At 45.4% G+C, this 24,004-nt stretch carries 26 protein-coding genes; 7 read left to right on the forward strand and 19 right to left on the reverse strand.

Going from position 1 to position 24,004, the window contains the following annotated elements:
• Positions 1 to 150: 150 nt before the first annotated feature.
• Positions 151 to 2,577: a glycerol-3-phosphate 1-O-acyltransferase PlsB gene (gene plsB, locus NDJ01_RS17315; protein ID WP_167426145.1), complete on the forward strand. Its 2,427-nt coding sequence runs from the start codon at positions 151 to 153 to the stop codon at positions 2,575 to 2,577.
• A gap of 67 nt (positions 2,578 to 2,644) precedes the next feature.
• On the opposite strand, the gene ubiA is transcribed toward plsB, so the two are convergent.
• Entirely contained in the window at positions 2,645 to 3,499 is an 855-nt protein-coding gene (gene ubiA, locus NDJ01_RS17320) for a 4-hydroxybenzoate octaprenyltransferase (RefSeq protein WP_258587055.1), read from the reverse strand.
• Positions 3,500 to 4,039 (reverse strand): chorismate lyase, encoded by a 540-nt coding sequence (locus NDJ01_RS17325; RefSeq protein ID WP_080955994.1) that lies wholly within the window; start codon positions 4,037 to 4,039, stop codon positions 3,500 to 3,502.
• A gap of 161 nt (positions 4,040 to 4,200) precedes the next feature.
• Between NDJ01_RS17325 and NDJ01_RS17330 the strand changes: the two genes are divergently transcribed.
• Positions 4,201 to 4,611 carry a flagellar basal body-associated protein FliL gene (locus NDJ01_RS17330; protein ID WP_046874381.1) on the forward strand — a complete coding sequence of 137 codons (411 nt, stop codon included), beginning with the start codon at positions 4,201 to 4,203 and terminating at the stop codon, positions 4,609 to 4,611.
• Positions 4,612 to 4,669: 58 nt separating this feature from the next.
• Here NDJ01_RS17330 and glpG read toward each other — a convergent pair whose 3' ends face one another.
• The 6 genes from glpG to ftsY all read right to left on the reverse strand — a co-directional run bounded on the left by glpG (position 4,670) and on the right by ftsY (position 10,278).
• Positions 4,670 to 5,512, reverse strand: a complete 843-nt coding sequence (glpG, locus tag NDJ01_RS17335) for a rhomboid family intramembrane serine protease GlpG (RefSeq protein ID WP_047010236.1) — start codon at positions 5,510 to 5,512, stop codon at positions 4,670 to 4,672.
• On the reverse strand, positions 5,512 to 5,832 hold the full coding sequence (glpE, locus tag NDJ01_RS17340; protein WP_005378691.1) for a thiosulfate sulfurtransferase GlpE: 321 nt from the start codon (positions 5,830 to 5,832) through the stop codon (positions 5,512 to 5,514). The genes glpG and glpE overlap by 1 nt, the downstream gene beginning before the upstream one ends.
• 493 nt (positions 5,833 to 6,325) lie before the next feature.
• On the reverse strand, positions 6,326 to 7,183 hold the full coding sequence (rpoH, locus tag NDJ01_RS17345; RefSeq protein ID WP_005378693.1) for an RNA polymerase sigma factor RpoH: 858 nt from the start codon (positions 7,181 to 7,183) through the stop codon (positions 6,326 to 6,328).
• Positions 7,184 to 7,360: 177 nt separating this feature from the next.
• Positions 7,361 to 8,329 (reverse strand): permease-like cell division protein FtsX, encoded by a 969-nt coding sequence (gene ftsX / locus NDJ01_RS17350; RefSeq protein WP_005393793.1) that lies wholly within the window; start codon positions 8,327 to 8,329, stop codon positions 7,361 to 7,363.
• On the reverse strand, positions 8,319 to 8,993 hold the full coding sequence (ftsE, locus tag NDJ01_RS17355; RefSeq protein WP_005393800.1) for a cell division ATP-binding protein FtsE: 675 nt from the start codon (positions 8,991 to 8,993) through the stop codon (positions 8,319 to 8,321). Before ftsE ends, ftsX begins: the two co-directional genes overlap by 11 nt.
• A 22-nt stretch (positions 8,994 to 9,015) precedes the next feature.
• Positions 9,016 to 10,278: a signal recognition particle-docking protein FtsY gene (gene ftsY, locus NDJ01_RS17360; protein ID WP_258587056.1), complete on the reverse strand. Its 1,263-nt coding sequence runs from the start codon at positions 10,276 to 10,278 to the stop codon at positions 9,016 to 9,018.
• Between the two features lie 230 nt (positions 10,279 to 10,508).
• On the opposite strand from ftsY, the gene rsmD reads away from it, so the two are divergent.
• Positions 10,509 to 11,108, forward strand: a complete 600-nt coding sequence (gene rsmD / locus NDJ01_RS17365; protein ID WP_012841297.1) for a 16S rRNA (guanine(966)-N(2))-methyltransferase RsmD — start codon at positions 10,509 to 10,511, stop codon at positions 11,106 to 11,108.
• A 25-nt stretch (positions 11,109 to 11,133) separates the two neighbouring features.
• Positions 11,134 to 11,400, forward strand: a complete 267-nt coding sequence (locus NDJ01_RS17370) for a DUF1145 domain-containing protein (protein WP_005393805.1) — start codon at positions 11,134 to 11,136, stop codon at positions 11,398 to 11,400.
• A 57-nt stretch (positions 11,401 to 11,457) separates the two neighbouring features.
• On the opposite strand, the gene NDJ01_RS17375 is transcribed toward NDJ01_RS17370, so the two are convergent.
• The 4 genes from NDJ01_RS17375 to NDJ01_RS17390 all read right to left on the reverse strand — a co-directional run bounded on the left by NDJ01_RS17375 (position 11,458) and on the right by NDJ01_RS17390 (position 14,512).
• Positions 11,458 to 12,042, reverse strand: coding sequence for a YhgN family NAAT transporter (locus tag NDJ01_RS17375; RefSeq protein WP_005393807.1), 585 nt, complete (start codon positions 12,040 to 12,042; stop codon positions 11,458 to 11,460).
• A gap of 107 nt (positions 12,043 to 12,149) precedes the next feature.
• Complete coding sequence (locus NDJ01_RS17380) at positions 12,150 to 12,371, reverse strand: YecH family metal-binding protein (RefSeq protein ID WP_053807604.1); 222 nt, start codon at positions 12,369 to 12,371, stop codon at positions 12,150 to 12,152.
• 69 nt (positions 12,372 to 12,440) lie between these two features.
• On the reverse strand, positions 12,441 to 13,061 hold the full coding sequence (locus NDJ01_RS17385) for a lysoplasmalogenase (protein ID WP_005393811.1): 621 nt from the start codon (positions 13,059 to 13,061) through the stop codon (positions 12,441 to 12,443).
• A gap of 1,082 nt (positions 13,062 to 14,143) precedes the next feature.
• A complete protein-coding gene (locus NDJ01_RS17390; protein ID WP_005393815.1) occupies positions 14,144 to 14,512 on the reverse strand; it encodes a hypothetical protein in 369 nt (122 codons plus the stop codon).
• Positions 14,513 to 14,840: 328 nt separating this feature from the next.
• Here NDJ01_RS17390 and NDJ01_RS17395 point away from each other — a divergent pair, with 328 nt between their 5' ends.
• Positions 14,841 to 15,170: a DUF2500 domain-containing protein gene (locus tag NDJ01_RS17395; RefSeq protein ID WP_012841295.1), complete on the forward strand. Its 330-nt coding sequence runs from the start codon at positions 14,841 to 14,843 to the stop codon at positions 15,168 to 15,170.
• Here the strand turns inward: NDJ01_RS17395 and NDJ01_RS17400 are convergent.
• From NDJ01_RS17400 to rhtB, 7 genes are all read right to left on the reverse strand, one after another.
• On the reverse strand, positions 15,167 to 16,180 hold the full coding sequence (locus NDJ01_RS17400; RefSeq protein ID WP_258587057.1) for an acyltransferase: 1,014 nt from the start codon (positions 16,178 to 16,180) through the stop codon (positions 15,167 to 15,169). The two genes, NDJ01_RS17395 and NDJ01_RS17400, sit on opposite strands and share 4 nt — an antisense overlap.
• A 277-nt stretch (positions 16,181 to 16,457) precedes the next feature.
• Entirely contained in the window at positions 16,458 to 17,675 is a 1,218-nt protein-coding gene (gene arsJ / locus NDJ01_RS17405; RefSeq protein WP_139059598.1) for an organoarsenical effux MFS transporter ArsJ, read from the reverse strand.
• A gap of 256 nt (positions 17,676 to 17,931) precedes the next feature.
• The gene (locus NDJ01_RS17410) at positions 17,932 to 18,426 is read right to left on the reverse strand and encodes a cyclin-dependent kinase inhibitor 3 family protein (protein WP_258587058.1); all 495 of its coding nucleotides are present in this window, start codon (positions 18,424 to 18,426) and stop codon (positions 17,932 to 17,934) included.
• Between the two features lie 12 nt (positions 18,427 to 18,438).
• Positions 18,439 to 19,440, reverse strand: a complete 1,002-nt coding sequence (locus NDJ01_RS17415; RefSeq protein WP_005393824.1) for an ArsJ-associated glyceraldehyde-3-phosphate dehydrogenase — start codon at positions 19,438 to 19,440, stop codon at positions 18,439 to 18,441.
• A 42-nt stretch (positions 19,441 to 19,482) separates the two neighbouring features.
• On the reverse strand, positions 19,483 to 19,818 hold the full coding sequence (locus NDJ01_RS17420; RefSeq protein ID WP_005393826.1) for a metalloregulator ArsR/SmtB family transcription factor: 336 nt from the start codon (positions 19,816 to 19,818) through the stop codon (positions 19,483 to 19,485).
• A gap of 155 nt (positions 19,819 to 19,973) precedes the next feature.
• Entirely contained in the window at positions 19,974 to 21,197 is a 1,224-nt protein-coding gene (locus tag NDJ01_RS17425; RefSeq protein ID WP_258587059.1) for an EAL and HDOD domain-containing protein, read from the reverse strand.
• 24 nt (positions 21,198 to 21,221) lie between these two features.
• Positions 21,222 to 21,839 (reverse strand): homoserine/homoserine lactone efflux protein, encoded by a 618-nt coding sequence (gene rhtB, locus NDJ01_RS17430; RefSeq protein WP_005393828.1) that lies wholly within the window; start codon positions 21,837 to 21,839, stop codon positions 21,222 to 21,224.
• A 65-nt stretch (positions 21,840 to 21,904) separates the two neighbouring features.
• Between rhtB and NDJ01_RS17435 the strand changes: the two genes are divergently transcribed.
• Positions 21,905 to 22,912: an alpha/beta fold hydrolase gene (locus tag NDJ01_RS17435; protein ID WP_109170342.1), complete on the forward strand. Its 1,008-nt coding sequence runs from the start codon at positions 21,905 to 21,907 to the stop codon at positions 22,910 to 22,912.
• Between the two features lie 236 nt (positions 22,913 to 23,148).
• Positions 23,149 to 23,973 (forward strand): Cof-type HAD-IIB family hydrolase, encoded by an 825-nt coding sequence (locus tag NDJ01_RS17440; RefSeq protein ID WP_005393831.1) that lies wholly within the window; start codon positions 23,149 to 23,151, stop codon positions 23,971 to 23,973.
• Positions 23,974 to 24,004: the final 31 nt, after the last annotated feature.

The raw sequence follows: 24,004 nt of genomic DNA on the forward strand, positions 1-24,004 counted from the left end.
ACCAGTTTCTGGTATCCTTGCTGCGCTTAAATTTTATCGCCTAGGCTTATTTCTTTTGCCGTACTCATTTCTTTTTCTATAGAAGACATGCAAAGCGGACACTGAAATAAGGTTAGGCCTGTTTGAATACCTATTGAGGCTGTGAACTTTATGTCTTCTGGACAATCATTTTCACGTTCATTACTAAAACTACCTTTATCGGTACTGGTAAAGGGCACCACAATCCCGTCGAACCCGATTGAAGATCTGAATATCGACCTCGCTAAGCCGATTGTATATGCCCTACCGTTCCGCTCGAACGTGGATTTGCTGACACTGCAAAAACAAGCCATGAGCCTTGGTCTACCCGACCCGCTCAGCCCGCTGGAAATCAATGGCAAAACGCTGAACCGTTTCGTCTTTATCGCTGCGCGTCCAACTGTGATGAACAACGATAATGATGTCCCAACCGATTCTGTCTCTCTGTTCACTGACTTACTGGAACTACATAAACTGGACAGTGAGTTGGATGTTCAAATGATCCCTGCAACCGTGCTTTGGGGTCGTAAGCCAGGTAAAGAAGAGAACCAAAAGCCTTACCTTCAACCGATGAATGGTCCGCAAAAAGCCAAAGCGGTAATGGCGGCAGGACGCGACTGCTTAGTTCGCTTTAGTCCCGTGGTATCTCTGCGTTATATGGCAAACTCTCACGGTACCGACAGCGCAATTGCGCACAAATTGGCTCGCGTGGCGCGTATCCACTTCTCACGCCAGAAACTGGCTGCTTCAGGCCCAAACCTGCCACAACGCCAAGTGTTGTTTGCTCGTTTATTAAAATCCCCAGCTATTGAACTGGCGATCGCTGACGAAGCCAAGAGCAAAAATATCTCGATTGATAAGGCACGTAAAGAAGCCCACGACATCATGGATGAAATCGCCGCCGACTTCTCCTACGGTCTAGTGAAAAACGGCGACCGCATCCTGAGTTGGCTATGGACAAAGCTATACCAAGGGTTGCACATCAATAACGCCTCGACTGTGCGTCGTTTAGCGCAAGACGGCCACGAAATTGTGTACGTTCCGTGTCACCGTAGTCACATGGACTACCTACTGTTGTCTTACGTTCTATACCATGAAGGCATGGTGCCTCCGCACATTGCGGCAGGCATTAACCTGAACTTCTTCCCGGCCGGTCCTCTTTTCCGTCGCGGTGGGGCGTTCTTTATTCGTCGCAGCTTTAAAGGTAACAAACTGTACTCAACCATTTTCCGCGAGTATCTAGCTGAGCTGTTTGCCAAAGGCTATTCAGTCGAGTACTTCAGTGAGGGTGGTCGTTCACGTACAGGTCGCTTACTGCAAGCGAAAACGGGTATGCTGGCTATGACCATCCAAGCAATGCTGCGTGGTTTAAACCGCCCAGTAACACTAGTGCCGGTCTACATCGGTTACGAGCACGTAATGGAAGTAGGCACTTACGCGAAAGAGCTGCGTGGCAAACGCAAAGAGAAAGAAAACGCAGGGCTTGTACTGCGTACTCTGCGTAAACTGCGTAACTTTGGTTTGGGCTATGTGAACTTCGGTGAGCCAATTCAGCTCAACCAATACTTGAACGAGCACGCTCCTGAATGGACGAAAGACATCGACAGCATGGGTGGTAACAAACCACAATGGATGAACCCTGTGGTCAACGACCTTGCTAATAAGATGATGACGCACATCAACGATGCGGCGGCAGCAAACGCGTTGACCTTGTGTGCAACCGCACTGCTTGCTTCTCGTCAACGTGCACTTTCTCGTGACTCGCTGATCAACCAGATTGAGTGTTACTTAAAGCTACTCAAAAACAACCCGTATTCAAGCACCTCCACTATCCCTACCGAAAGTGCTGAGGAGTTGGTCGATCATGCGATTTCACTTGATAAGTTCGTGATTGAAACCGATAGCATGGGGGACATCATTTCGCTGGATCGTAGCCAATCGATCCTGATGACCTACTACCGCAACAACATCATCCACTTGTTTGCTCTGCCATCATTAATTGCTCAGATGATCATTCGTCAGCGCAACCTTTCGGTAGAAAAGATTCAAGCGAATGTCGCGCAAATCTACCCATTCTTGAAGAAAGAGTTGTTCTTAAGCTATCAAGAAGACGAGTTGGATGAATTGGTCGTTAAAACACTGCATGAGTTTGCCGATCAGAAAATGATTAGCCTCGATGGTGATAAGCTGGAGATCAATCAGTCGAACAACCAGCCTTTGGTTCTGCTAGGTCGTACAATCACGGAAACACTGCAGCGCTACTCTATCGCGATGAACTTGCTTGTTGCTTACCCTGAGCTCGGTAAATCGGACCTAGAACAGAAGAGCCAAGATATTGCTCAACGTTTAGGACGCTTACACGGTATTAATGCGCCAGAATTCTTCGATAAAGGTGTGTTTACCGCTATGTTCAATACGCTCAAACAGCAAAAATACCTCGATAACGATGGTAACTGTGACACGAAGAAAACGCAGCAATTTGCACGATTACTATTCACTCTGCTTTATCCAGAAGTGAAACTGACGATCGAAGAGAGTATTCATCAACTTCAGTCGTAACCGTTTTACCCTCTTCCAAAATAAGAAAAAAGGCATCCAATCGGATGCCTTTTTGCTATTTCTTCCCTTACCAAAATGCGACCAATAACCCTATCGCTATCACCATGCCAACATAGTTGTTGTTGAGGAAAGCCTTAAAGCACAACTCCCGCTCACGGTGACGAATTAAGTGCTGCTGATAAACAAACAACGACGCTGCAATCAAAAGGGTCCAGTAGTAACTTTGCCCCAATTGGTAGAACTGCCCTAACCAAACCAACATCGCGAGCGTAATCAGTTGCAAGACCCCAATGATGAGTTTGTCATGACGACCAAACAAAATTGCCGTCGATTTAATGCCAATCTTTAAATCATCATCGCGATCGACCATCGCATACTGAGTATCATAAGCAATGGTCCATAAAGCGTTAATCAGAAACACAAACCAAACTATCAGTGGTAGCTCCCCAGTTTGTGCAGCCCACGCCATTGGAATTGCCCAGCTAAACGCCAAGCCTAAAAAGAGCTGTGGAATATGAGTGTAACGCTTCATAAATGGATAAATGAACGCCAACACGATGCCAGCGAAGGATAGCTTAATCGTCAACGGGTTCATGGTCAGCACTAACAAGAATGAGCTGATACCCAAAACCAAAAATAATCCAATCGCTTCTTTTGCTGTCACTTTCCCTGATGGCAGTGGGCGTTGCTTGGTACGTTTTACATGGCCGTCGACTTTGCGGTCAGCAAAATCATTAATCACGCACCCCGCGCTACGCATTAGGAATACACCCAATACAAACACGATAAATACATCCCAACTCGGCATCCCTTGGGCTGAGATAATTAGCGCCCAAATCGTTGGCCACATCAGTAACAGTGAACCAATTGGGCGATCCATGCGCATCAGTTGCCAATATGCTTTGGCTTTTTCTGCGGACATTTACACTGTCTCCTTAGCGTAAACTGGTGAATTAGATAAGAATAACTCGGCGACCAGCATCGGTTTGTGATTCATCCACAACCTTGAGCGTCGCGCTAACAAACGTCCTTCTGGTACGGCTACCCATCCCATTTGCAAAGAGTCTCGCTCAACGTTGTCTGCGCTGAACACTGTTAGTCCTAATGGGATATCCCCTTGTTGAGCCAAATCATACTGCTGATCAACTAAGGTTGAGCGAGGAATTAATGTCCGTCCGATAACCCAGTTATCATTGTCACCACACAAAATTACCTCTCGCAGTAAGCAATCTTGTTCGGACAATAGCTGGCTTTCGTCCTGTTTTAACGTCGCCGCAGTGACGATCTGATTTTGTAGCAATTCTACCGTTAATGCTTGGCAGTGTTGCTTTAAACGACGTGACAAAGACCCTTGCTCTTCAAGCCAGTGCTTGGCAAATTCATTTGGAAATTCGAATTCGTCGGGGTTTTGCCACTCTACTTCCAATAAAGAAGCAAGATAGAGTGATGTTGGCTGATTCATACTAGTATTCAATTGGAGGCTTTATGCGTACAATAAAGCAACAACTTACCGTCCATAGTAATGTATGTAACCGTAAGTTCCGTTATTTGTTATAGACGGCCCATTGTATCAAGACTGAAGCGATTCGAATATCGCGATCCAGAGAAAGAAAAGTTAGAAATATGTACAAACGTTATATAGCCCAAATTATTTTTGCGTTAACCATACTGTTCGCCGCACCAAGTTGGGCTGAAACGGAAGAAGCTGGACCTAAGTTGGCATACTTTACCCTTGAGCCTGATCTCACTACTAACTTTTACACCAAAGGCAAAAAGTTAGGTTATGTGCAAGTGCGCATCGACATCATGGTAATGAGCCAACAAGATTTATCGATTGTTGAGCATCACCAACCTTTGATTCGCGATGCAGTAATTGAATTACTGGGTAAGCAAACAGAAGATACTATTAAGTCCCTTTCTGGCCGAGAAGATCTGCGCAAAACCTTAGTGACGACCCTCAACGAAACACTTTTGCCCGAAACAGGTAAAACCATCATTGCCGATTTGTTGTTTACAAAATACCTTTACCAATAAACCCAAATCGTTTTGAACATAAAAAAGACCGCTCTTGAGCGGTCTTTTCATTTCAGCTTTAGGCTTGCTGTTGGTATTTCATCTTGCCTGAATCAAACAGCGCAATCGCCATCCCCGACAGTAAACCCACTAAGTGAGCGGTGTTTGCAATCGCCATGAACGGCTGCACAAAACCAAGAACTAACCATACCAACATAAAAACGATGATTGGCTTGGGTAGCGTAAGGCCTAAATGTGGCAAGCGGTAACCCAATATCCACAAATAGCCAAGCAGTGCATAGACCACGCCAGACAAGCCACCGAAGTTTGCCCCTTCAACATAGAATTGGCCAGCCCCAGAAAGCGCTGCTGATACTACAAAGAGTTGCAATAGCTTACCGGAACCGAGACGACGTTCGATGTCGCCCCCCAACTGCCACCACCATAGTAAGTTGAACACGATGTGAGTCACTGAAAAGTGCAGTAACGCATGGCTTAGCCATCGCCACACTTGCCATTGTTGCCCCTCAAAAGCCGGGAAGTGCAACAACTTAAACACGCCATTGCCAAAGCCAAACATTTGTAACAAGTAGAGGATGATACAGACTGTCATGATCAGCAAAGTTATGGGGCCAGCTTTCGCTTTGACCATGCTCATGATACTCGGGCTGGAATAATGAAATGTGCTCTTACGAGTATCGGCAACGTCCCACGAGGCGGCGCTGTATTTTGAATCAGACGGATTAGCAAGGAACTGCTTAAGTTCGGCTTCCGCTTCTATTTCATGCTGGCTATCCGTCAGCCACAGCGCAAACTGCCCATCTCCTTCTGGCATCATTTCGATGTCAATTTGGCGAGAGGCCATATAATCAATAAAGGCTTGCGCCATACGTGGATTATTTAACGTTACCAATCTCTTCATTAACTTCTCACTATCGGTAGTTCTGCTCGATGCCAGGCTTCAAAGCCACCATCCACACTGTACACCTGTTCAAAGCCTTGGTTAACCAAATATTGCGCCGCACCTTGGCTACTAATGCCGTGGTAACACATCACTAGAATAGGTTGTTCGAACTCCACTTCATCCATAAACGCAACGATCGTATCGTTAGTTAAATGATACGCGGACTCCGCATGCGCAACGGCAAACGATTGAGGGTCACGGATATCTACAAGCTTTGCATCACCCTGCTCGAGCAGCGCTTGCGCACCTTGTACATCGATATGCTTAAACTGATCCATTTACTTTCTCATTCTCTTATGAATATACCCAAGCAACCTCGAACCTAACGTGCTAATCAGCACCCGTGGTACAGAATAAAATCCATATTTGAAGCTGCTTGGGTATACTGCCGCTATTGTAACCTATCCAACGGCAAACTTAGACACATGGATAATCAGGGTTTTCAAAAGTGTACACATTCCAACCATTTGTGGATAAAACTGTGAATTGCGTTGATAAAGTGTATTTGGATCTTTTGATCCACAATATGTAGTGATGATCCTGATCTAACTGTGTGTATATCTATAACTATCCCCAGATGGAAAAGTGCTTGAATCCCTTATGTTGTCCGGGTTTCGAACAGTTGATAAATAATTACTTCACAGAGTTATACACAGGTAGCACATAAAATCCGGATCGCAAACGCTATCGATTTTCGATCGACAATAAAAAAGCCGAGATCACATGATCTCGGCTTTCTATGAAAATCTTACTTTCAATTAGCAGTAGAACTTAAAATTCACCCACAGCCAATTTTAGTTTCTTCATTGCGTTTTTTTCTAGCTGACGAATACGCTCGGCAGAAACACCGAACTCATCAGCTAAGTCTTGCAATGTTGCTTTCTCATCATCTAACCAACGAGAACGCACGATGCGCTGACTACGCTCATCCAAACTCGCTAATGCATGACCCAAGCGGTTGTTGGTGTGCATTTCCCAGTTTGCAGCTTCGATGTTGTCAGCCACATCAGACGATTTGTCTTCTAGGTACAGCATCGGCGCTGTGTAAGCGTTTGAGCTGTCGTCTTCATCAGTTGGCATATCAAAGGTTGAATCCACCGCCGCTAAGCGTGATTCCATCTCGCGAACTTCAGAAGGCTCAACACCTAACTCACGCGCAACGGTTTCGACTTCACCGTTGTTAAACCAACCCAAGCGCTTTTTCGACTTACGCAAATTGAAGAACAACTTACGTTGCGCTTTAGTGGTCGCAATTTTCACGATACGCCAGTTACGTAGCACGTATTCGTGGATCTCTGCTTTGATCCAGTGGACAGCAAAAGACACCAAGCGAACCCCTACTTCTGGGTTAAAACGCTTAACGGCTTTCATTAGACCGATGTTACCCTCTTGCACAAGGTCCGCCATTGGCAAACCGTAGCCAGAGTAACCACGAGCAACGTGAACAACGAATCGTAGGTGCGAAAGAATTAGACCTTTTGCAGCCTCAATCTCACCTTTGTAGTGTAATCGTTCTGCCAGCTCACGCTCTTCGTCTGCAGTCAGCATTGGGTAGCTGTTTACTGAGCGAATATAGCTATCAAGGCTATCTTGCGTGACTAGAGCCATCGGATACGCTTCTTTTGTCATTCAATTCCTCATCAATCTCTGATCTGGAGCATTACATTGCAAATTTAGCTTCGATATCTTGAACTCAAAATGAACAAGTTTCAAGAAGGGGAAGCAATTATCCATAAACATTCGGTCTAAACAAGGGATCCAGATTAGCTAGTGCTAATAAAATCCAAGTAATAAGACCGCCATCACTTAAACTGGTTCAATTTCTTTTAAATGTCGTTGCGCAGAAAAGCGCGCCGCAATACATCCCAAAAGACTACCAATGATGATTAATAGCAAAGATTCATCCCAGCTTAGACCAATCAGGCGAAACTGGCTGTCGTACAACGCAGCAAGATCTTCCACCGCACTATTCATAACAATGGTCACTAAAGCCGTTACCAACCACGCGATGGTGGCACCTAATACGCCAAACCACATCCCCGTGTACAAATAAGGACGCAGAATAAAACTGTCCGTCGCACCGATCAGTTTCATGGTTTGAATCTCTTCTTTATTCGCCAGCACATTAAATCGCAACGTGTTGCCAACGATTAAAAATACCGCACCGAGCATCAACACTGTCAGAGTAATGACAATAATACTCGCGAGAGTTTTGATCGCATCAAGACGCGCCAGCCAATCTTCATCAAGTCTCACGTCGGTCACGTCTTGTTGCTCTCGAACGTCTTTGGCTAATGACTGAATATCACTTTTTAGCTCCGAGGCTGGCGTAATTACCAACACACCGGGTAGCGCATAGCCACTTAAAAGACTGATAGCCTGATCGAATCCTGCATATTGACTTAAATCAGATAGACCTTGTTGCGGTGAAATATATTCCACCTCTTTTACCAAAGGCCAAGTTTCAATTTGATCTTTGAGAACCATCACACGTGCATCCGGCATGCCTTCTACCAAGTAAGCACTAACTTGCGAGGGAGATGCCACATCTTCCGCGGCACCCGCGACGTTTTTGCCCAGTAGATACAAACAAGCTGGCATAGCAAGTGCCATTGAAATCACGGCTAGGGTCAGGATATTACCTAAAGGTCGTTGCCATAAGGCGCTAAAAGAGGATTTTGCTTGTTTTGCGTGGACAGAGAAAAAACCATCGGTATTTGCACGCTTGGCACTGCGGCCTTTCCCCTTCTTTTGGGAGTGCTTGTTACCTGCCATAGTCTTCTACCTCACTTAGGAAGCCTTGGTTTAATTCAAAATGACGATACTGTGGGCGAGTGTTTACTAACCCCACATCGTGCGTGGCGAGTAAGATGGTCACTCCCGCACGATTAAATTCTTCGAACAACCGCAATACGCGATTGGATAGTTCGGGATCGAGGTTACCTGTCGGCTCATCAGCCACCAGCAACGTTGGTCGATTGACTACGGCACGAGCAATACCGACGCGTTGTTGCTCACCACCAGAGAGTTGGCTCGGCAGGCAACGAGCCTTATCAAGCAAGCCCGTTTTATCTAACGCCGCAGAAACGCGGCGTTTGATTTCGTTTTCAGAAATCGATTCGATGCGCATCGGCAGAGCGACATTGTCGTATACGCTGCGATCCATCAATAGACGATGATCTTGAAAAACAATCCCAATATTGCGGCGCAAAAAAGGGATGTCTTTGCTTGGAATACGCGTGATGTCGTGGCCATTAAAATGGATTTTCCCATCAGTTGGTCGCTCTATCGCGCAGATCAATTTCAGCAAGGTACTTTTACCAGCCCCGGAATGCCCGCCTAAAAACGCCATTTCACCGCGCCTCAGGTGAAAATCGACTTTTTGCAGTGCTTGTCGACCACCTCGGTAAGCTTTGCTTACTTGCTGAAATTTGATCACCGTTGATTTCCTCTAACTCTTTTTATTCTTCACGACTAAACAGTGCGTCAATAAACTCTTGAGTTTCAAATGGACGCAAATCTTCGATACCTTCACCCACACCAATGTAACGAATTGGAATACCAAACTGATCAGCAATAGCGAAAATTACGCCGCCTTTCGCTGTACCATCCAGCTTAGTCAAGGTAATCCCGGTTAGAGGGGCAACATCACTGAAAAGTTTCGCTTGGCTGATGGCATTTTGCCCTGTACCTGCGTCTAGCGTCAGCATGATCTCGTGTGGTGCAGAGTCATCAATTTTCTTCATCACACGTACAATCTTACGCAGCTCTTCCATTAGGTTCGCTTTGTTCTGTAAACGACCCGCGGTATCGGCAATCACAACATCCACACCACGTGCTTTTGCCGCTTCAATCGCATCATAGATAACAGAAGCACTGTCTGCGCCAGTATGCTGGGCAATCACAGGAACGTTGTTACGTTCACCCCACACTTGTAGCTGTTCAACCGCCGCCGCACGGAAGGTATCGCCCGCCGCTAGCATCACTTTTTTGCCTTGAGTTTGGAACTGCTTGGCAAGCTTACCGATGGTCGTGGTTTTACCCACGCCATTTACACCAACCATTAAGATGACGTAAGGCGTTTTGTTGCTGTCGATTTCTAGTGGCTGTTCGACTTTAGAAAGAATCTCAGCCATTTCTTCTTTCAACAAACCATAAAGGGCTTCGCCGTCTTTCAGATCGCCACGTGTGGCTTTTTCTGTCAGGTTGTTGATAATTTTTGTTGTGGTATTCATGCCCACATCAGCAATAAGCAGTTGTTCTTCTAGCTCTTCAAATAAGTCTTCATCGATTTTCTTACCGCTGAATAGACCGAAGAAGCCAGCACCAATATTTGCTTTTGTTCGGCTTAGGCTACGTTTAAGACGAGCAAAAAAGCTTTCTGTTGGCTTTTCTTGTTCTTGAACACGAGGCGCGGCCGATACGACTTCTGGCTCCTCTGCTTCTGCTTCTGCTTCTGCTTCTGCTTCTGCTTCTGCTTCTGCTTCTGCTTCTGCTTCTGCTTCTGCTTCTGCTTCTGCTGGGGCAGCCTCCGCTTTTTTCGATTCTTCTTCAAGTTCTGGCGTTGCTTCCGCTTGCTCAGCAGCCGCGTCGGTTTGCTGCTCTTCAGAAGGCGCTTCCACTGCTTCTTCTTTTACTGTTTCTTCAGTTTTTGGTTTTGGGCTTTGTTCTTCGTCACCAAAACCTAGCCACGAAAGTAATCCGCGCTTCTTTTTTTCCGTCATCTGGGGCTATCCTAGATTGTTCTTTTATCTATTAATGACTCTTTTTTGACAAGATTATTATCTGTCTAAAAAAGGCTAATGACAAAGTTGTGAAAACTTTCCGATTAGGTAATTCTAATCTTATTAGTGTTACACTCTGTCATCTTGAATATTCTGGGCTGTATCCAAGCTCCAAGCTCACGGCTTGGGCGATTAGATATAGTATCACTTTATTAGCGGTCAAAAAATCTATGGTAAGACGTCGCCAGCAAAACTCATCACAAAAAAAGCCAACAACAGGCTTTGTTCGCATTATTAGTGGCTTATGGAGAGGCAGAAAACTTCCTGTACACGATGCTGAAGGCTTACGCCCAACGACCGATCGCGTCAAAGAAACGCTATTTAACTGGCTGGCTCAAGATGTGCCGCAAGCAAAATGTCTCGACTTATTTGCCGGCTCCGGCGGCTTAGGCTTTGAGTCGGCTTCGCGCCAAGCAGAGCAAGTGACCATGGTCGAGCTGAACCCACAAGCTTTCCAACAGTTACAAAAGAATGTTGCCTCTCTTAACGCGAACAACATCCAAGTGGTAAATACCGACGCACTGAGCTTTTTAAAACAGCCGGGTACTGCGCACCATGTGGTGTTTATTGACCCACCGTTTCGTAAGGGACTATTGGATGAAACCGTGGCTCTGCTAGAACAAAATGGCTGGCTCGCGGAAGACGCGATGATTTATATTGAAACAGAAAAAGAACTCAATATTGCCGACTTACCAGAAAACTGGCAGTTACATCGAGAAAAAACAGCAGGCCAAGTGAGTTACCGTCTGTATGAACGTACCTCCGCATAACGCCTCGATTTAAAAGGACACTTAAATGAAAGCATTAATTCTGCTGGCCAAAGCGGCTATCGCCTTTGTTTGGTTAGTATTGATCCTCAATATCTTTATGCCGTTTCCCGGTAATGCCGCGATTGCGCTGTACATCATGACCGCTTTTTTGTTCATCATGCACGGTTTACAAATGGCCATCTTCATTGGCGCATTTGGCGACAAAATTAAAATGAGCAGTTGGGAAAAATATTCCATCCTGATCTTTGGTATTTTTGCCCTGCTCGATATTCGTCGTAAACACATGATGTAATCGCCCAAATACTAAAAAGCCGCTCTCAAGAGCGGCTTTTTTATTGCGTTTATTCCGTCACCCAAGATAACTCTTAACACCATCCAAAAACATTTGAGTGGAGATCATCACCAGCAACAAGCCCATTAAACGCTCTACCGCTTTTAGACCACGCTCGCCCAACAAACGATTAAAGAAGCCATAAAACATTAGAATAAAAAATGTTGCGCCCCACGCAATCACAACTGATGCGGACATTTCCAACATTTTTTCTGGATGCTGTGAAGATAGCAAAAGCAATGCTGCAATCACTGAAGGGCCCGCGATCATAGGAATGGCCATCGGAACAATAAAGGGCTCCTCGCCTGCCGCCAGTCCAGTGATGCTGCCAGCACTCGGAAAGATCATCTTAATCGCGATAATGAAGAGAATAATGCCACCTGAAATGCTGAGCGTTTCTGGCTGGACATGCAAAAAACTTAAGATGCTTTGTCCTGCAAACAGAAACAACATCAAGATTAGTAAGGCAAACAGTAGTTCACGAATCAATACCTTACGGCGACGCTTAGGATCGATGTGCTTGAGAATAGACAACACAATCGGCAAATTACCGAGAGGGTCCATGATTAGAAACAGCATGGTCGCTGCAGAAAGAATGTCCATATTCTGGCCTCACCTAAAAAATGGCGGCCAGTGTATAGCAAACTGACAACGTGAGTACATGGCTGAGGGCGAAAACAGCATATTCACCCTCGCATCATAGCCGCCGCTTAGTGATTGCAGACACGCGCCATATTGACCACAAACTTACCTTCAAGCTCACGGATTTTGTCGCGCTTGAGCAAAAATGCTAGCAATGTATCTAAGTCTAGATCATTCAGTTTACAGGTGTGAAAGCGAACGGTGTTGCCAAAGTGCTGTGCCAGCGCTTCGCGATCCATTGGCGTTTCTCGAAGTAGGTTTAGCAGCTCGTGGGCATGGATTTCACTCATTATTGACTCCAGTCATCAAGAACAATACGTCCAGTTTACTGAAATCTTCGTGAGCTGCTTTGACTTAAATTAGTAAATGATAGAGGCAACAATGAGGGCGTGGGCAAAGAAGTAGCTACCACTTACCCACAAATAGGCGTGTTTCATCGGTTTTCGGTAACCGTGTATCGCATACGCCAACGCCGAATAGATCAAAACTAGGGTTCCGCTGAAACCGATAGCATTGGCATAGCTCGGGGCCTGCAACCAAACTTCACCCGCCGCCCAAGCAAGCTGAACCAACATCATCCCCATGATCACAACAGGAAACACCAGAGAGTCGAGTTGAGGTAGCAACAAAAAGAACGCCACGATACTCGCTGCGAGCAGTAGGGCCAACAGCCACCAGACAATCTCACCATTAAGCTGCACCCAAAATGACTTGCTGTAGCACACCTGAGCAAGTAAATACGCAGCAAAGTAAATTAGCTTGCGAGTTTTAAACGAGTGCAGCGTATCTGCCACCATAGACACAATAAGCCCACCCGCAATCCAGTAGGTATATGTTGCGGATGCGCCTTGAGTTAACACCAACACAAGAAGAAGTAGCAGAGTAAAGATTTTAAACACGAGGGATTGTGTCGGGTTAGCTTGTTTTGCTCCCAACACGGAATACACACCTGATAGCCCTATCGCCAGCCAACTCCACATGCCGTATACACCTTTTACTTAAACTCGCCGCTAGTCTAGGTAGACCAGTTTTGATGTAAAGACACAATCTGCGAAAGTTGGATCTCGCTAGCGATTCGAAACATTTTGTAACCCTCACTCTGCACAACAATTAAGTCGATGAGCCTTAATGACGGCCATAAATATGGGGCAGAGCCCTATCCCATGAGCCAAGTTCATCAAATCACACGGCACAATAACCCGCGCTTAGTCAGGCCATTTAACTAAAAAGCAGCCCAATGGCCTTGGTAACCCATCACGTCAAAAACTGATGACTAAACCATCAGACTGTATACATCACAGGCAACAAGAATAAATAACAGACACAAAATAGAAAATCGTCTTGGTAGCGAGCTAAGATAGTAGAAACCACCGATGAACAGATTAAAACAACATGAAAAATCAAACTTAACTCAATAACAAAAACATCAAATAACGAACGTAAGCTAATGATAAATAAAGCCACATTCTCAATAACCATCGAAAACACCGACTTCATAAACCATCAAATCACTAAACACTTTTTAAGCCCATATTTTCTCATTAGATAAGAAAATTCCCCTTCCACACCTCAACTCAATGATGCACCTCCATAGCACATCTTTTTATTTTCTCAATTTTTGAGAAACACAGACAAAATCGGCAATCAACATACCAACCGAAACAAAAAACAATTTCCAAGCCAACAACAAATCAAGATTGACACTTTAAAATCATATACTTAAATGAAATACGAACAACAATCACACAATACGAGCATTTTAAATACAACACAAAAAACACAGTTTCATTAGTCAAAAACACGTAAAAAAAGACAAGTTAAGTGTATTTTTTGAAAAGATTATCGATCATATGTTGATCAAACCCCAAAAACAGTGCTATATTAAATTCATCGAGTTCATCAAAGATTAAGGGGTAGTGTTATGATTTCATCTTCTCAAAAACAAGGGCTGGTAATGATTGCAGTGGTTGTGGGTTTAATGACACTGCCAATGATGTACTAACCTACTGATTAAAAATAAAAAAGGACGCAAATGCGTCCTTTTTTATTTATCTGTGCTTTTCTACTGTATGTGTTTGGACAAGATATCCCAATGCATGTAGTAGAAACCAAGAGCGGCGAGCGTAATCAACGTCATTAGCAAAATTGCTGCACGCCAAATAAAACGAGAGCTTCTTGGCGTTAGCTCTTTTTCACAAGCGTCACATGCCGCCATAAAGCCTTTCCGATCATCCAGCTTATAATCGTCTTCGTGAACCACTTTATTACGCACAGTAGCGATAAAACGAAGCTTCGCTATCACGTCATGTGGTAAACGTTCTTCACAACTATTAATAAGTTGGTGTAACCCTTTCCCTTCTGCATGGTACTGAGTACGCAAAAGTTTTTCGATCGTTCGGGTACGCATGACTACTTTTTCAATATCTGACATCGTAACCCTCCTTACCAGACCCTTCCCGTGTTCGTTATTTTTATTCTTCTATAAATTTAGAGCTTTTTCGAGCCGTTAAGTGCAATTTTACTTTCAATTTGTGCCCTTGAGCGCATATAGCCAGACAAGTGAAAGCTGCTTAGTTCAGCTTTAGTGACGTAGCTTGCAGATGAAGCAACGATTTCATCGCCCCCCCATTGAGGTAAACCGTGAAGTGCGCCGAATAAAATTCATGTCCCTTTCATTAGATTATGAATAAGTTATCTCAACTCATCGTTTCATCAATGAGTTCTGTAGAATAGAGCTCAATGAAACATCGGAGGTTAACATGCCAATCTCACTTATTGTCGCCCTGTTCGCCCTTATTGCTTTGGGCGCATGGGTATTTTTTCGTTTCTATAGCAAGCACTATGTGGGCGAAGACGCTCCAGAACAAAGTGCACAGGTAACTATTTTAGATAAGCAAGCTATCGACGTCCCAGATGCACCACCAGGCCAAGACGACCAAGAATATTGGATTTATGTCCAACGCGGTTCTATTGGCCCTAAACGAGAGTTCCAAATTGGAGTGCACTACTACCATGCACTCAACCCTGGAGATAAAGGAACGCTAACCTATCGTGGTAACAAATTCCTTCACTTCGCCATCAAACGTTAAGGCAGTAACCAACGAGTCTTGGCAGAGCGAGAAAAGAGATAGCTCATCGCCAAGGCTCCAGCTCCACTGATAATGATCCAGACTGGAATCACCCATGCGGGATGTCCGGTGTACCAACCAAACGCTTTCATCGGCCATAAGAAAATTGGGTGAAGTAAGTAAATCCCCAAGCTGTGCTGACTGATCACACTCACCACTTTTTGTACTTTTGGTGACAAGCCTTCCCCAAAGTAACGACCGATCATGAAAATCATCGAAGCCGCTAGAATGACATTCAGTGTTTTGTAAGAAAGCCAGCGTCCAACCGTGTACTTCTCCGCCTCTAAACTGTTCGTCACGACCATAGTAAATGTCACAGCCAACGCGACGAGGCCAAACCCTGTAAATAAGGTCACCATAGAGCGGTTCAAAGGCACTTTTTGAAATAGAACATAACCCAGAGGAAGGTAACCCATGTAGAGCCACATTTGGTTACTCCACGGACCATCAATCTTGAACAAAAACAGCGTGCTGGTGAAAAGCCAAAATGCGAGATAGGTATACAACACATTGTCATCAACGTTGCGTACCATCCATTGGAACAACGGAATCACAAAATACAGCGGTATAAAGTAATAGAAGAACCCTAGGTGGTAATACGTCGCGTGGAATGAGCTATTGCTCAATACCTCTTTTACGGTTTCAAAGTCAAACCCTTGAGCCGTCCAGCCAGAGAGGTATGCATAAAACATCGACCAAATAAGAAATGGGACTAAGACTTTGCCTAAACGCCTTTTGATATAATACTTACCGTCAAATGGTCGAGTGTCACTGAGCATCAGCGCTCCGGTGATCAGAATGAAAACTGGCACCGCCCAGCGGGTAACGCTATTAACGCCTACCGCCGTCAACCATTGGTCAAACGGGATCACTCCTAACTCATTTCGATAAGGGGCCAAGACGTGAATGGCGATCACTGCCACCGCAGCAAAGCAGCGCAATAAATCAAAAAACAGAACCCTTTCTCTCATACCTTTCCCTACTTTGAGTCGCTTATCGTTTATAGCATAGGGTAAATCTCAGCCAGTGAAATGGTTAACAATCTGTTTTTGCTTATTTTTAACGCAACAATGACCTACAACGGGGATTTCATCACCACTCTAATCAATTAACGAGAACCAAACATCAGCATTCACTCTCGATGCTAAACCCACACAGTTTGATTACATCAACGGCGCATAAGAAACAAAAATGGCTCCAAGTTGGAGCCATTTTGTACGATCTACAGATAAAAACACCGGGAAAAATTTACGCTGTGGCAACGCTAGCTTTTGGCAGCTTAATCGAAATCAACGTCGTCAGCGCCAAGAAAGCAAAGGAGACCCATAAGCACGCCGCAAGACCAGCCTCTTGATAGATCCAACCCGATAATACCGTGCCAATCAAACGCCCCATTGCATTGGCCATGTAATAGAAGCCAACATCCAGAGACACACCATCGCCTTTAGCGTAGCTCACTATCAAGTACGAGTGCAGCGAAGAGTTAATGGCAAACACAGCGCCAAAAATCATTAACCCCACAACAATCACCAACTCAGGCTGCCAGCCGATTTGCACACCATAAGCAATACCGCCCGTAATTAACGCAAGAATTCCTGCCCATACTAATGCTGCACTACCATCAGGCACGCGACCTTGCGCTTTACCAGTAATACGCGGCGCAAAGCCTTGCACAAACCCATAAGCAATGACCCATGCGGCTAAAAAGCCACCGACCCACAAGTGATCCCAACCAAACACGCTGCCGAGATAAATAGGCAGAGCGACCACAAACCACACATCACGTGCCCCAAACAAGAACATACGTGCCGCAGATAAAATATTTATAGATTCGGATTTGGAGAAAATTTGGCGAAACTTAGGTTTGCTCTTTGCTTTACCCATGTCAGCTTCTAGCCAGATCATGCTGCAAACAAACACCAATGCAAGCACACTCGCCATAATAAACATCGAGTTTTGGAAACCCACCCAAGACAACAACAAGCCACCGACAAAGAAACCCGCTCCTTTGAGCGCGTTCTTCGAGCCCGTCAAAATCGCCACCCATTTGTAAAGCGCGCCTTGCTGCTCGTCTGGCACTAGCGTTTTAATCGCACTCTTGGCACTCATCTTGTTGAGGTCTTTGGCAATCCCCGACAAAGCTTGTGCCGCCATCACCCAAGGAATCGTCAGCCATGCGTTGGGTACTGCCAGCATCAACAACGCAAACACTTGCATCGCTAAACCAATGTTCATGGTTTTGTTCAAGCCTAACCTTGCGCCCAACCAACCACCAATCAAATTGGTCACCACACCAAAAAATTCATAGAAAAGGAACAGTGAGGCAATAGCTAACGTGGAATAACCCAAGTCGTGAAAATAGAGCACCACCAGCATACGCAGCGCTCCGTCGGTCACGGTAAAGTTCCAATAGTTAAACGTCACTAACATGTACTGACGAATACTTTTGCTCAATTGAGAAATCATATTGACCTCTTATGTACAGCGATAAAAGCATTTAGATCATCATGTGCCAAATGCTTATTAACCTGTACACCAACCATAAGGCGATACAACCTTAATTCGAATTCACAAACACACCGAAATTTATAAACAGACAAATATAACCAATAAAAACAAAAAGTTATATCGATATCTTTAGTTTTACTGCTGACCTATTTTCCATTATATAAACCGGAAAATAGCTTTTGGATCATGATGTTCCAAAAGCTATTTAAGCTGATCAAGCGTCTTGCGCCACGCGTTCGATGTACTCAAGCTGCACCGGTTTTGTAAACGCACCAGGGCGAAGCGCCTGCACTTCTCGCACGATATCTTCTAACTGCCATTTCTTCTCTAGCAACAAGTGAGCCGCGAACAAACCTGTGCGACCCGAGCCGCCCATGCAGTGCATCGCGACTTTGCCACCTTGAGCAAGAATCGCATGCAGTTCCGGACTAGCTTGTTGCCACTTCGCCGCAAATTCGTCACTTGGTGCGCAGTCATCTTCAATCTCGATCTGGAACCATTTCATGCCCAGCTGCTGAGTGGTGTCACCCAAAGCCGCAACGTCTTTCGCTGTTAACTCGCTATCGTCCAATGCGGTAACGACCGCTTGAACCCCCTGCTCCTTCAACTGTTCCAACGACCCTTTCAACTCGACGCCTTTGGTGCCCGGGCACGGTGTCAGAACTAATGCACCGGAGTCCAAATCTAATTGCCATGTAGGATGAGACATTGTGAACTCCTGTTATGCCAGACCAACGTTTCGAACCAATTCTGCGGTGCGCGTTGCGTAACCCATTTCATTGTCGTACCAGGCGTAAATCTTCACCATTCGTGAGCCAACCACCATGGTGGATTGTGCATCAACGATGGTTGAGCGTTGGTCGCCTTTGTAATCGATCGACACTAACGGACGTTCCTCAAAGCCAAGAATGCCTTTTAGCTCCCCTTCCGACGCCTCTTTCAGCAAAGCGTTCACTTCTTCTGCTGTGGTATCGCGTTTTACATCGAAGATGATGTCGGTCAATGACGCATTCGCCAACGGTACACGTACCGCGTGGCCGTTAATCTTGCCTTTTAAATCCGGGAAAATTTCCACAATCGCAGTCGCACTACCGGTAGTGGTCGGGATAAGACTCATGCCGCACGCACGAGCACGGCGCAGATCTTTGTGCGGTGCATCCAAAATGGTTTGCGTATTGGTCAAATCGTGAATTGTCGTGAAAGAGGATTGCTCAATGCCCAACTTCTCATGAATAACTTTCACCACAGGCGCAATACAGTTTGTTGTGCATGAAGCGGCTGTCACAATGCGATGTTTTTCAGGATCGAAGATGTGGTCATTCACACCAACTACAATGTTCGCAATGCCCTCTTCTTTCACTGGTGCACTCACCACCACGCGCTTCACACCTTGATCGAGATATTGGTCTAGGTACGAGGTTTTGCGGTGTACACCTGTTGCTTCAATCACAACATCGCAGCCAGACCAGTTCACAGCGTCGATATCACGTTGCTGAGTCGTGGCGATGCGCTTGCCATTGATGACGAGTTCATTGCCCTCAACCTGCACTTCATGGTGCCAACGACCTTGCACTGAATCGAACTCTAATAAGTGGCCAAGCGTCGCTGCATCACCTGCGACATCGTTGATTTGCACAAACTCTAACTCTGGCCAGTCGAATGCCGCTCGCAGTGCTAAACGACCAATTCGGCCAAAGCCATTAATGCCTACTTTAATTGTCATAGTTTTACCCTTTAATCTTCTACCTTGGATCTCTGTTTGCTATTAACAGCAAGCCTCACGACTTTTATCGTGCAAGCGTGTGATGTCGTCTTGGTACTCTTGCTTCAAACAGTTTGATGCCACTAAGTCTTCAATCAGCTTACGCATCCAACCTGGTAATTGCTGCGATAACTCGTAGTACACCCATTGCCCTCGGCGTTTATCCACCAAGATGCCACTGGAGCGTAACTGAGCAAGATGACGAGAAACTTTCGGCTGACTCTCTTGCAACGCAAACGCCAAATCACCCACGCAAGTTTCGCCTTCACGGGCCACCAGCATTAAACAACGTACGCGCGTTTCATCGGATAACAGCTTGAAAAACTGATGTGGAAGCATAATAAACATACCTATATATGGATATGCGTATATACTTATTTAACTCTAGGATGTCGTCAAGAGTGATCCCAGAATCGTCATAAAAGTTTCACATCGAAACAGCTAATAAAGATTGAGAGAAGAACGGTTAGAGAGAATAAAGATACGGCAGAAATTTACGCAGTTGCGACGTTTTGACTCCAGCGAACCGCTTCACCTAACGAGAGCTTGACCTCTTCCAAAGACAACCCCAACTGCGTCGTGATTTTTTCGACGCCTGACCAGTCGGCACGCTCGTAACACTCTTCCAGAGAAATCAGCGCACCATAAACCCCCTTGCGATGTAATAAGGCTTGTTGTACAGATTCGCTAAGTGGCAATTGCTTGACTAAAGATTCCACCGACAAATCAAGCATCGCATCTAAAATCGATAATAAACCGACCATAAACCCTTGTTCGTTGAGGTGGGAAAATGGCTGATAACGCGACATTAATTGGCAGAACTGCGCTCGTTGTAATGAAAGGTGATACAGTTCTCGAGGCTTGTTACTAGAGATATACGACGCCACGACCAAGGAGACAAACTGCTTAAGATTATCCTGACCAAGGTAGATCAAGGCCTGACGAAACGAGCTGATTTCGACAGCGAGGTTCGGCGCTTGCGTATTTACAAAGCGCAATAATTTGTACGACAACGCGACATCTTGCGTAATGATGGTTTCAATACGAGTAAAGTCTGGCTCTGGTGAGCAGACTTCACGAAAAAGCTGTAGCGCTAACACTTGCTCAGGGCTCACGTATTTTGTTTGCGAAACTAATGGCTTACTAAAAAAGTAGCCTTGGAAAAACTTAAAGCCAGCCGCTTTGGCTTGCTCAAACTCTTCTGCGGTTTCAACACGTTCCGCCAAAAAGTGGTATTTGACGCGTTTAGCAAGGTGAGCTTTGACCAACGCACACGCTTTTTCCAGCCCCATTGCCATGATATCGAGTTTAACGATGTGCACGTAAGGTAAGAAGCGACGCCACTCCGGCGTTAAGGTGAAATCATCCAGCGCGATCAAATAACCTTCTCGATACAACTCGCGAATCGCATCGAGAAGATCATCGGTCGGCTGGCAAGTTTCCAGGACTTCGACGACGATTTTGTTTTTTGGCAAGCTGCGCGGTAAGCGGCGCACCAAGCTTTGATGAGGAAAATTGATAAAGCATCGCGAAGAAGCAATCACTGGGTTAGTGCCCAGTGATAGGAAATTCTCGACAATTAATCGGTATGTTGCCCGGTTTGAATCAATATGCGAAGGGTATGCGTTACTCTCACCATCTCGAAACAACAATTCATAACCCAGCGTCTGTCTTTTGCGGTTAAAGATCGGCTGGCGAGCAACATACGTTGTATTCATGCTAAAGAAGGACCTATAAATGGCTTATGACTTTGCAGCTGCTAATAATGCACCACAACCCATAAACATTGAACCGAAGACTTTGTTTATTTTCCCCATGATTTTATCGGAGCGAATAAAACGTCCCATTTGCGCCGCCAAGGTGGTGTAACCCAACATCACGCACGCGTCGATCACAACAGTCGTAACACCAAGCACCAACAGTTGCGTCAGTTGGTCTTGTGCCGGGTCAATAAACTGTGGAAACAACGCCACCAGAAAAACAATCGATTTAGGGTTCGTCAGGTTAATTAAAATAGCTTTGTACAAGAGTGCCATGCCAGACATGTCTTTGTGGCTCTCAGCCGCCACCAAGCTGGAGGTGTCTCGCCATTTCTGGATACCCAACCAAACTAAATAAGCCGCACCAACCCATTTAATGACAGAAAATGCCGTTGCCGACTGTGCGACCAGCGCACCAATTCCCGCCCCAACTAACGCAATGTGAATGGCCAAACCAATTTGGAGACCGATCACAGCCCCCAAAGATTTGCGAGTACCGTAACTCAAACCATTGCTGATTGAGTTCACCGTGCCAGACCCCGGAGCCAAACTAAAAACGATTGCAGTTACTACATAAGCTAACCAGACGTGGGTATCCATTGCATTTCCTCACTAATTCTTCGATGATACATCGCGTAAACAACGTATCTTCAGGTAATCGACTAATGGCTACTAACCATTCACCTTTGACTTATACTCAAGAGTCATTATTTGAGCAAGCAATTGGTGGTCCGATCGCGGCACTTTGGCAAACTCGCCAAGAAGGCTTTGTTAAAGGAACTGAGAAAAAGAACATTTACTGGTGCAAACTGACCAACCCAGAACATAAAAAAGCCGTGCTCATCGTTAATGGGCGCATTGAGTCTTCCTGGAAATACCAAGAACTGTTTTACGATCTCTATCGCCAAGGCTTCGACGTCTATTCCTTTGACCACCGCGGACAAGGTTTATCAGATCGTCTATTGTCTGACTCAGATATGGGTCACGTCTATGACTTTACTGATTATATTGACGATATGGACGTGGTCGTAAACAAACACGACCTTAGCGACTATCAGCAATGTTTCATCATTGCCCACTCCATGGGCGGCGCAATCGCTACACGTTATCTGCAAACTCACCCAGAACATCCCTTTACTGGTTTGATTCTCAGTGCGCCTATGTTTGGTATTAATCTGCCATGGTACTTATCGCCAATAGCGATTCCAGTGACACAGATTATGTCAGCGGTATCGACTTTGCCACGTTATGCGCCAGGACATCAGGCCTACTTTCCTAAGCCCTTTGAAGATAACCCGCTCAGCCAAAGCTATGGTCGCTACCAATGGTTCCGAAATCTCTATACGGAAAAACCGGAACTGCAAGTCGGTGGACCGAGCACACGATGGGTATGGCAAGGGCTAATGGCAGCAAAACAATGCTTTTTATTGACTCGCCAAGTAAAAGTACCGGTGCTCCTGATTCAAGCTGGGAACGATCGTATTGTCAGCAATCTGGCACAAAAACGTTTTATCGATAAATTGCGTAAAACCAACCCACATGCGGAGCTACTTTCTATCGAAGACGCTCAGCATGAGATCTTATTCGAGACCGACCAGTATCGTAATCAAGCACTCGATGCAATCTTCCGCTTTATGAATGACCCGAAATCATCGCCAAACGAAAAAACATAATAAGAACTCTAGGCGACCATTTCACGGCCATGATTAAAGAGGAAATGTCTGCACATTGATTTACCCTCTTTTTCATCCTCATTTTGACGTACACTGCTTGGGTCTGGCTGCGTTGAACCATGCAGATGCAACCGACCAAAGTTCCCCCACATTCGGAGCAGCATGATCTAGTCAGTCTGCTGTACTCCGTTTGCAATCACCTGTTCCACACTATCCAAACCGTTTACGAGGACTTCATGAGCACATCGCTACCTTGCAAAGAGATCACTAAAATCGTTGCCTCTGATCTGGATGGCACGTTACTCGCACCAAACCATCAGCTCAGTGCTTACTCAAAAGAGACGCTAAAAGCGCTGCATGAAAAGGGTTACACCTTTGTCTTTGCAACAGGCCGTCACCACGTAGACGTTGCGAGCATCCGTCGTCAGGTCGGAATTCCGGCTTACATGATCACCTCGAACGGTGCCCGTGTGCATGACCAGGAAGATCAGCTGATGTACAGCGAGAATGTCCCTGCAGAACTGGTTCAAGGCGTGATCGACACGATCAAGCACGATCAAGAAATACTTATCCACATGTATCAAAATGACAGTTGGTTGATGAACAAAGACGACGAAACATTGCGTGATTTCCATGACGAATTCACATACGTCTTATTCGATGAAGACCAAGCGCCAACTGACGGTATTGCGAAAATCTTCTTCACCCATCCGGCACAAGATCACGAACGCTTGGTGGTGTTTGAAAACAAACTACGTGAACAATTTGGCGATAAGCTGAATATTGCGTTTTCAACACCATGGTGCTTGGAAGTAATGAGTGCAGGTGTGTCTAAAGGCCATGCTCTTGAAGCGGTAGCGAAAAAACTCGGCCTCACGTTAGAAAATTGCGTGGCATTTGGTGATGGCATGAATGACGTAGAAATGCTGTCGATGGCAGGTAAAGGATTGGTCATGGGTACATCACACGAGAAAGTGATGAAAGCATTGCCAAATAACGAAGTGATTGGCAGCAATGCAGAAGATGCGGTTGCACACTACCTACAAGATCACTTGCTGTAAGCTGCAATACTCCAAACAATAACAAAGGGCT

The sequence above is a fragment of the Vibrio sp. HS-50-1 genome (assembly GCF_024747315.1).
Classification (GTDB): Bacteria; Pseudomonadota; Gammaproteobacteria; order Enterobacterales; family Vibrionaceae; genus Vibrio; species Vibrio diabolicus.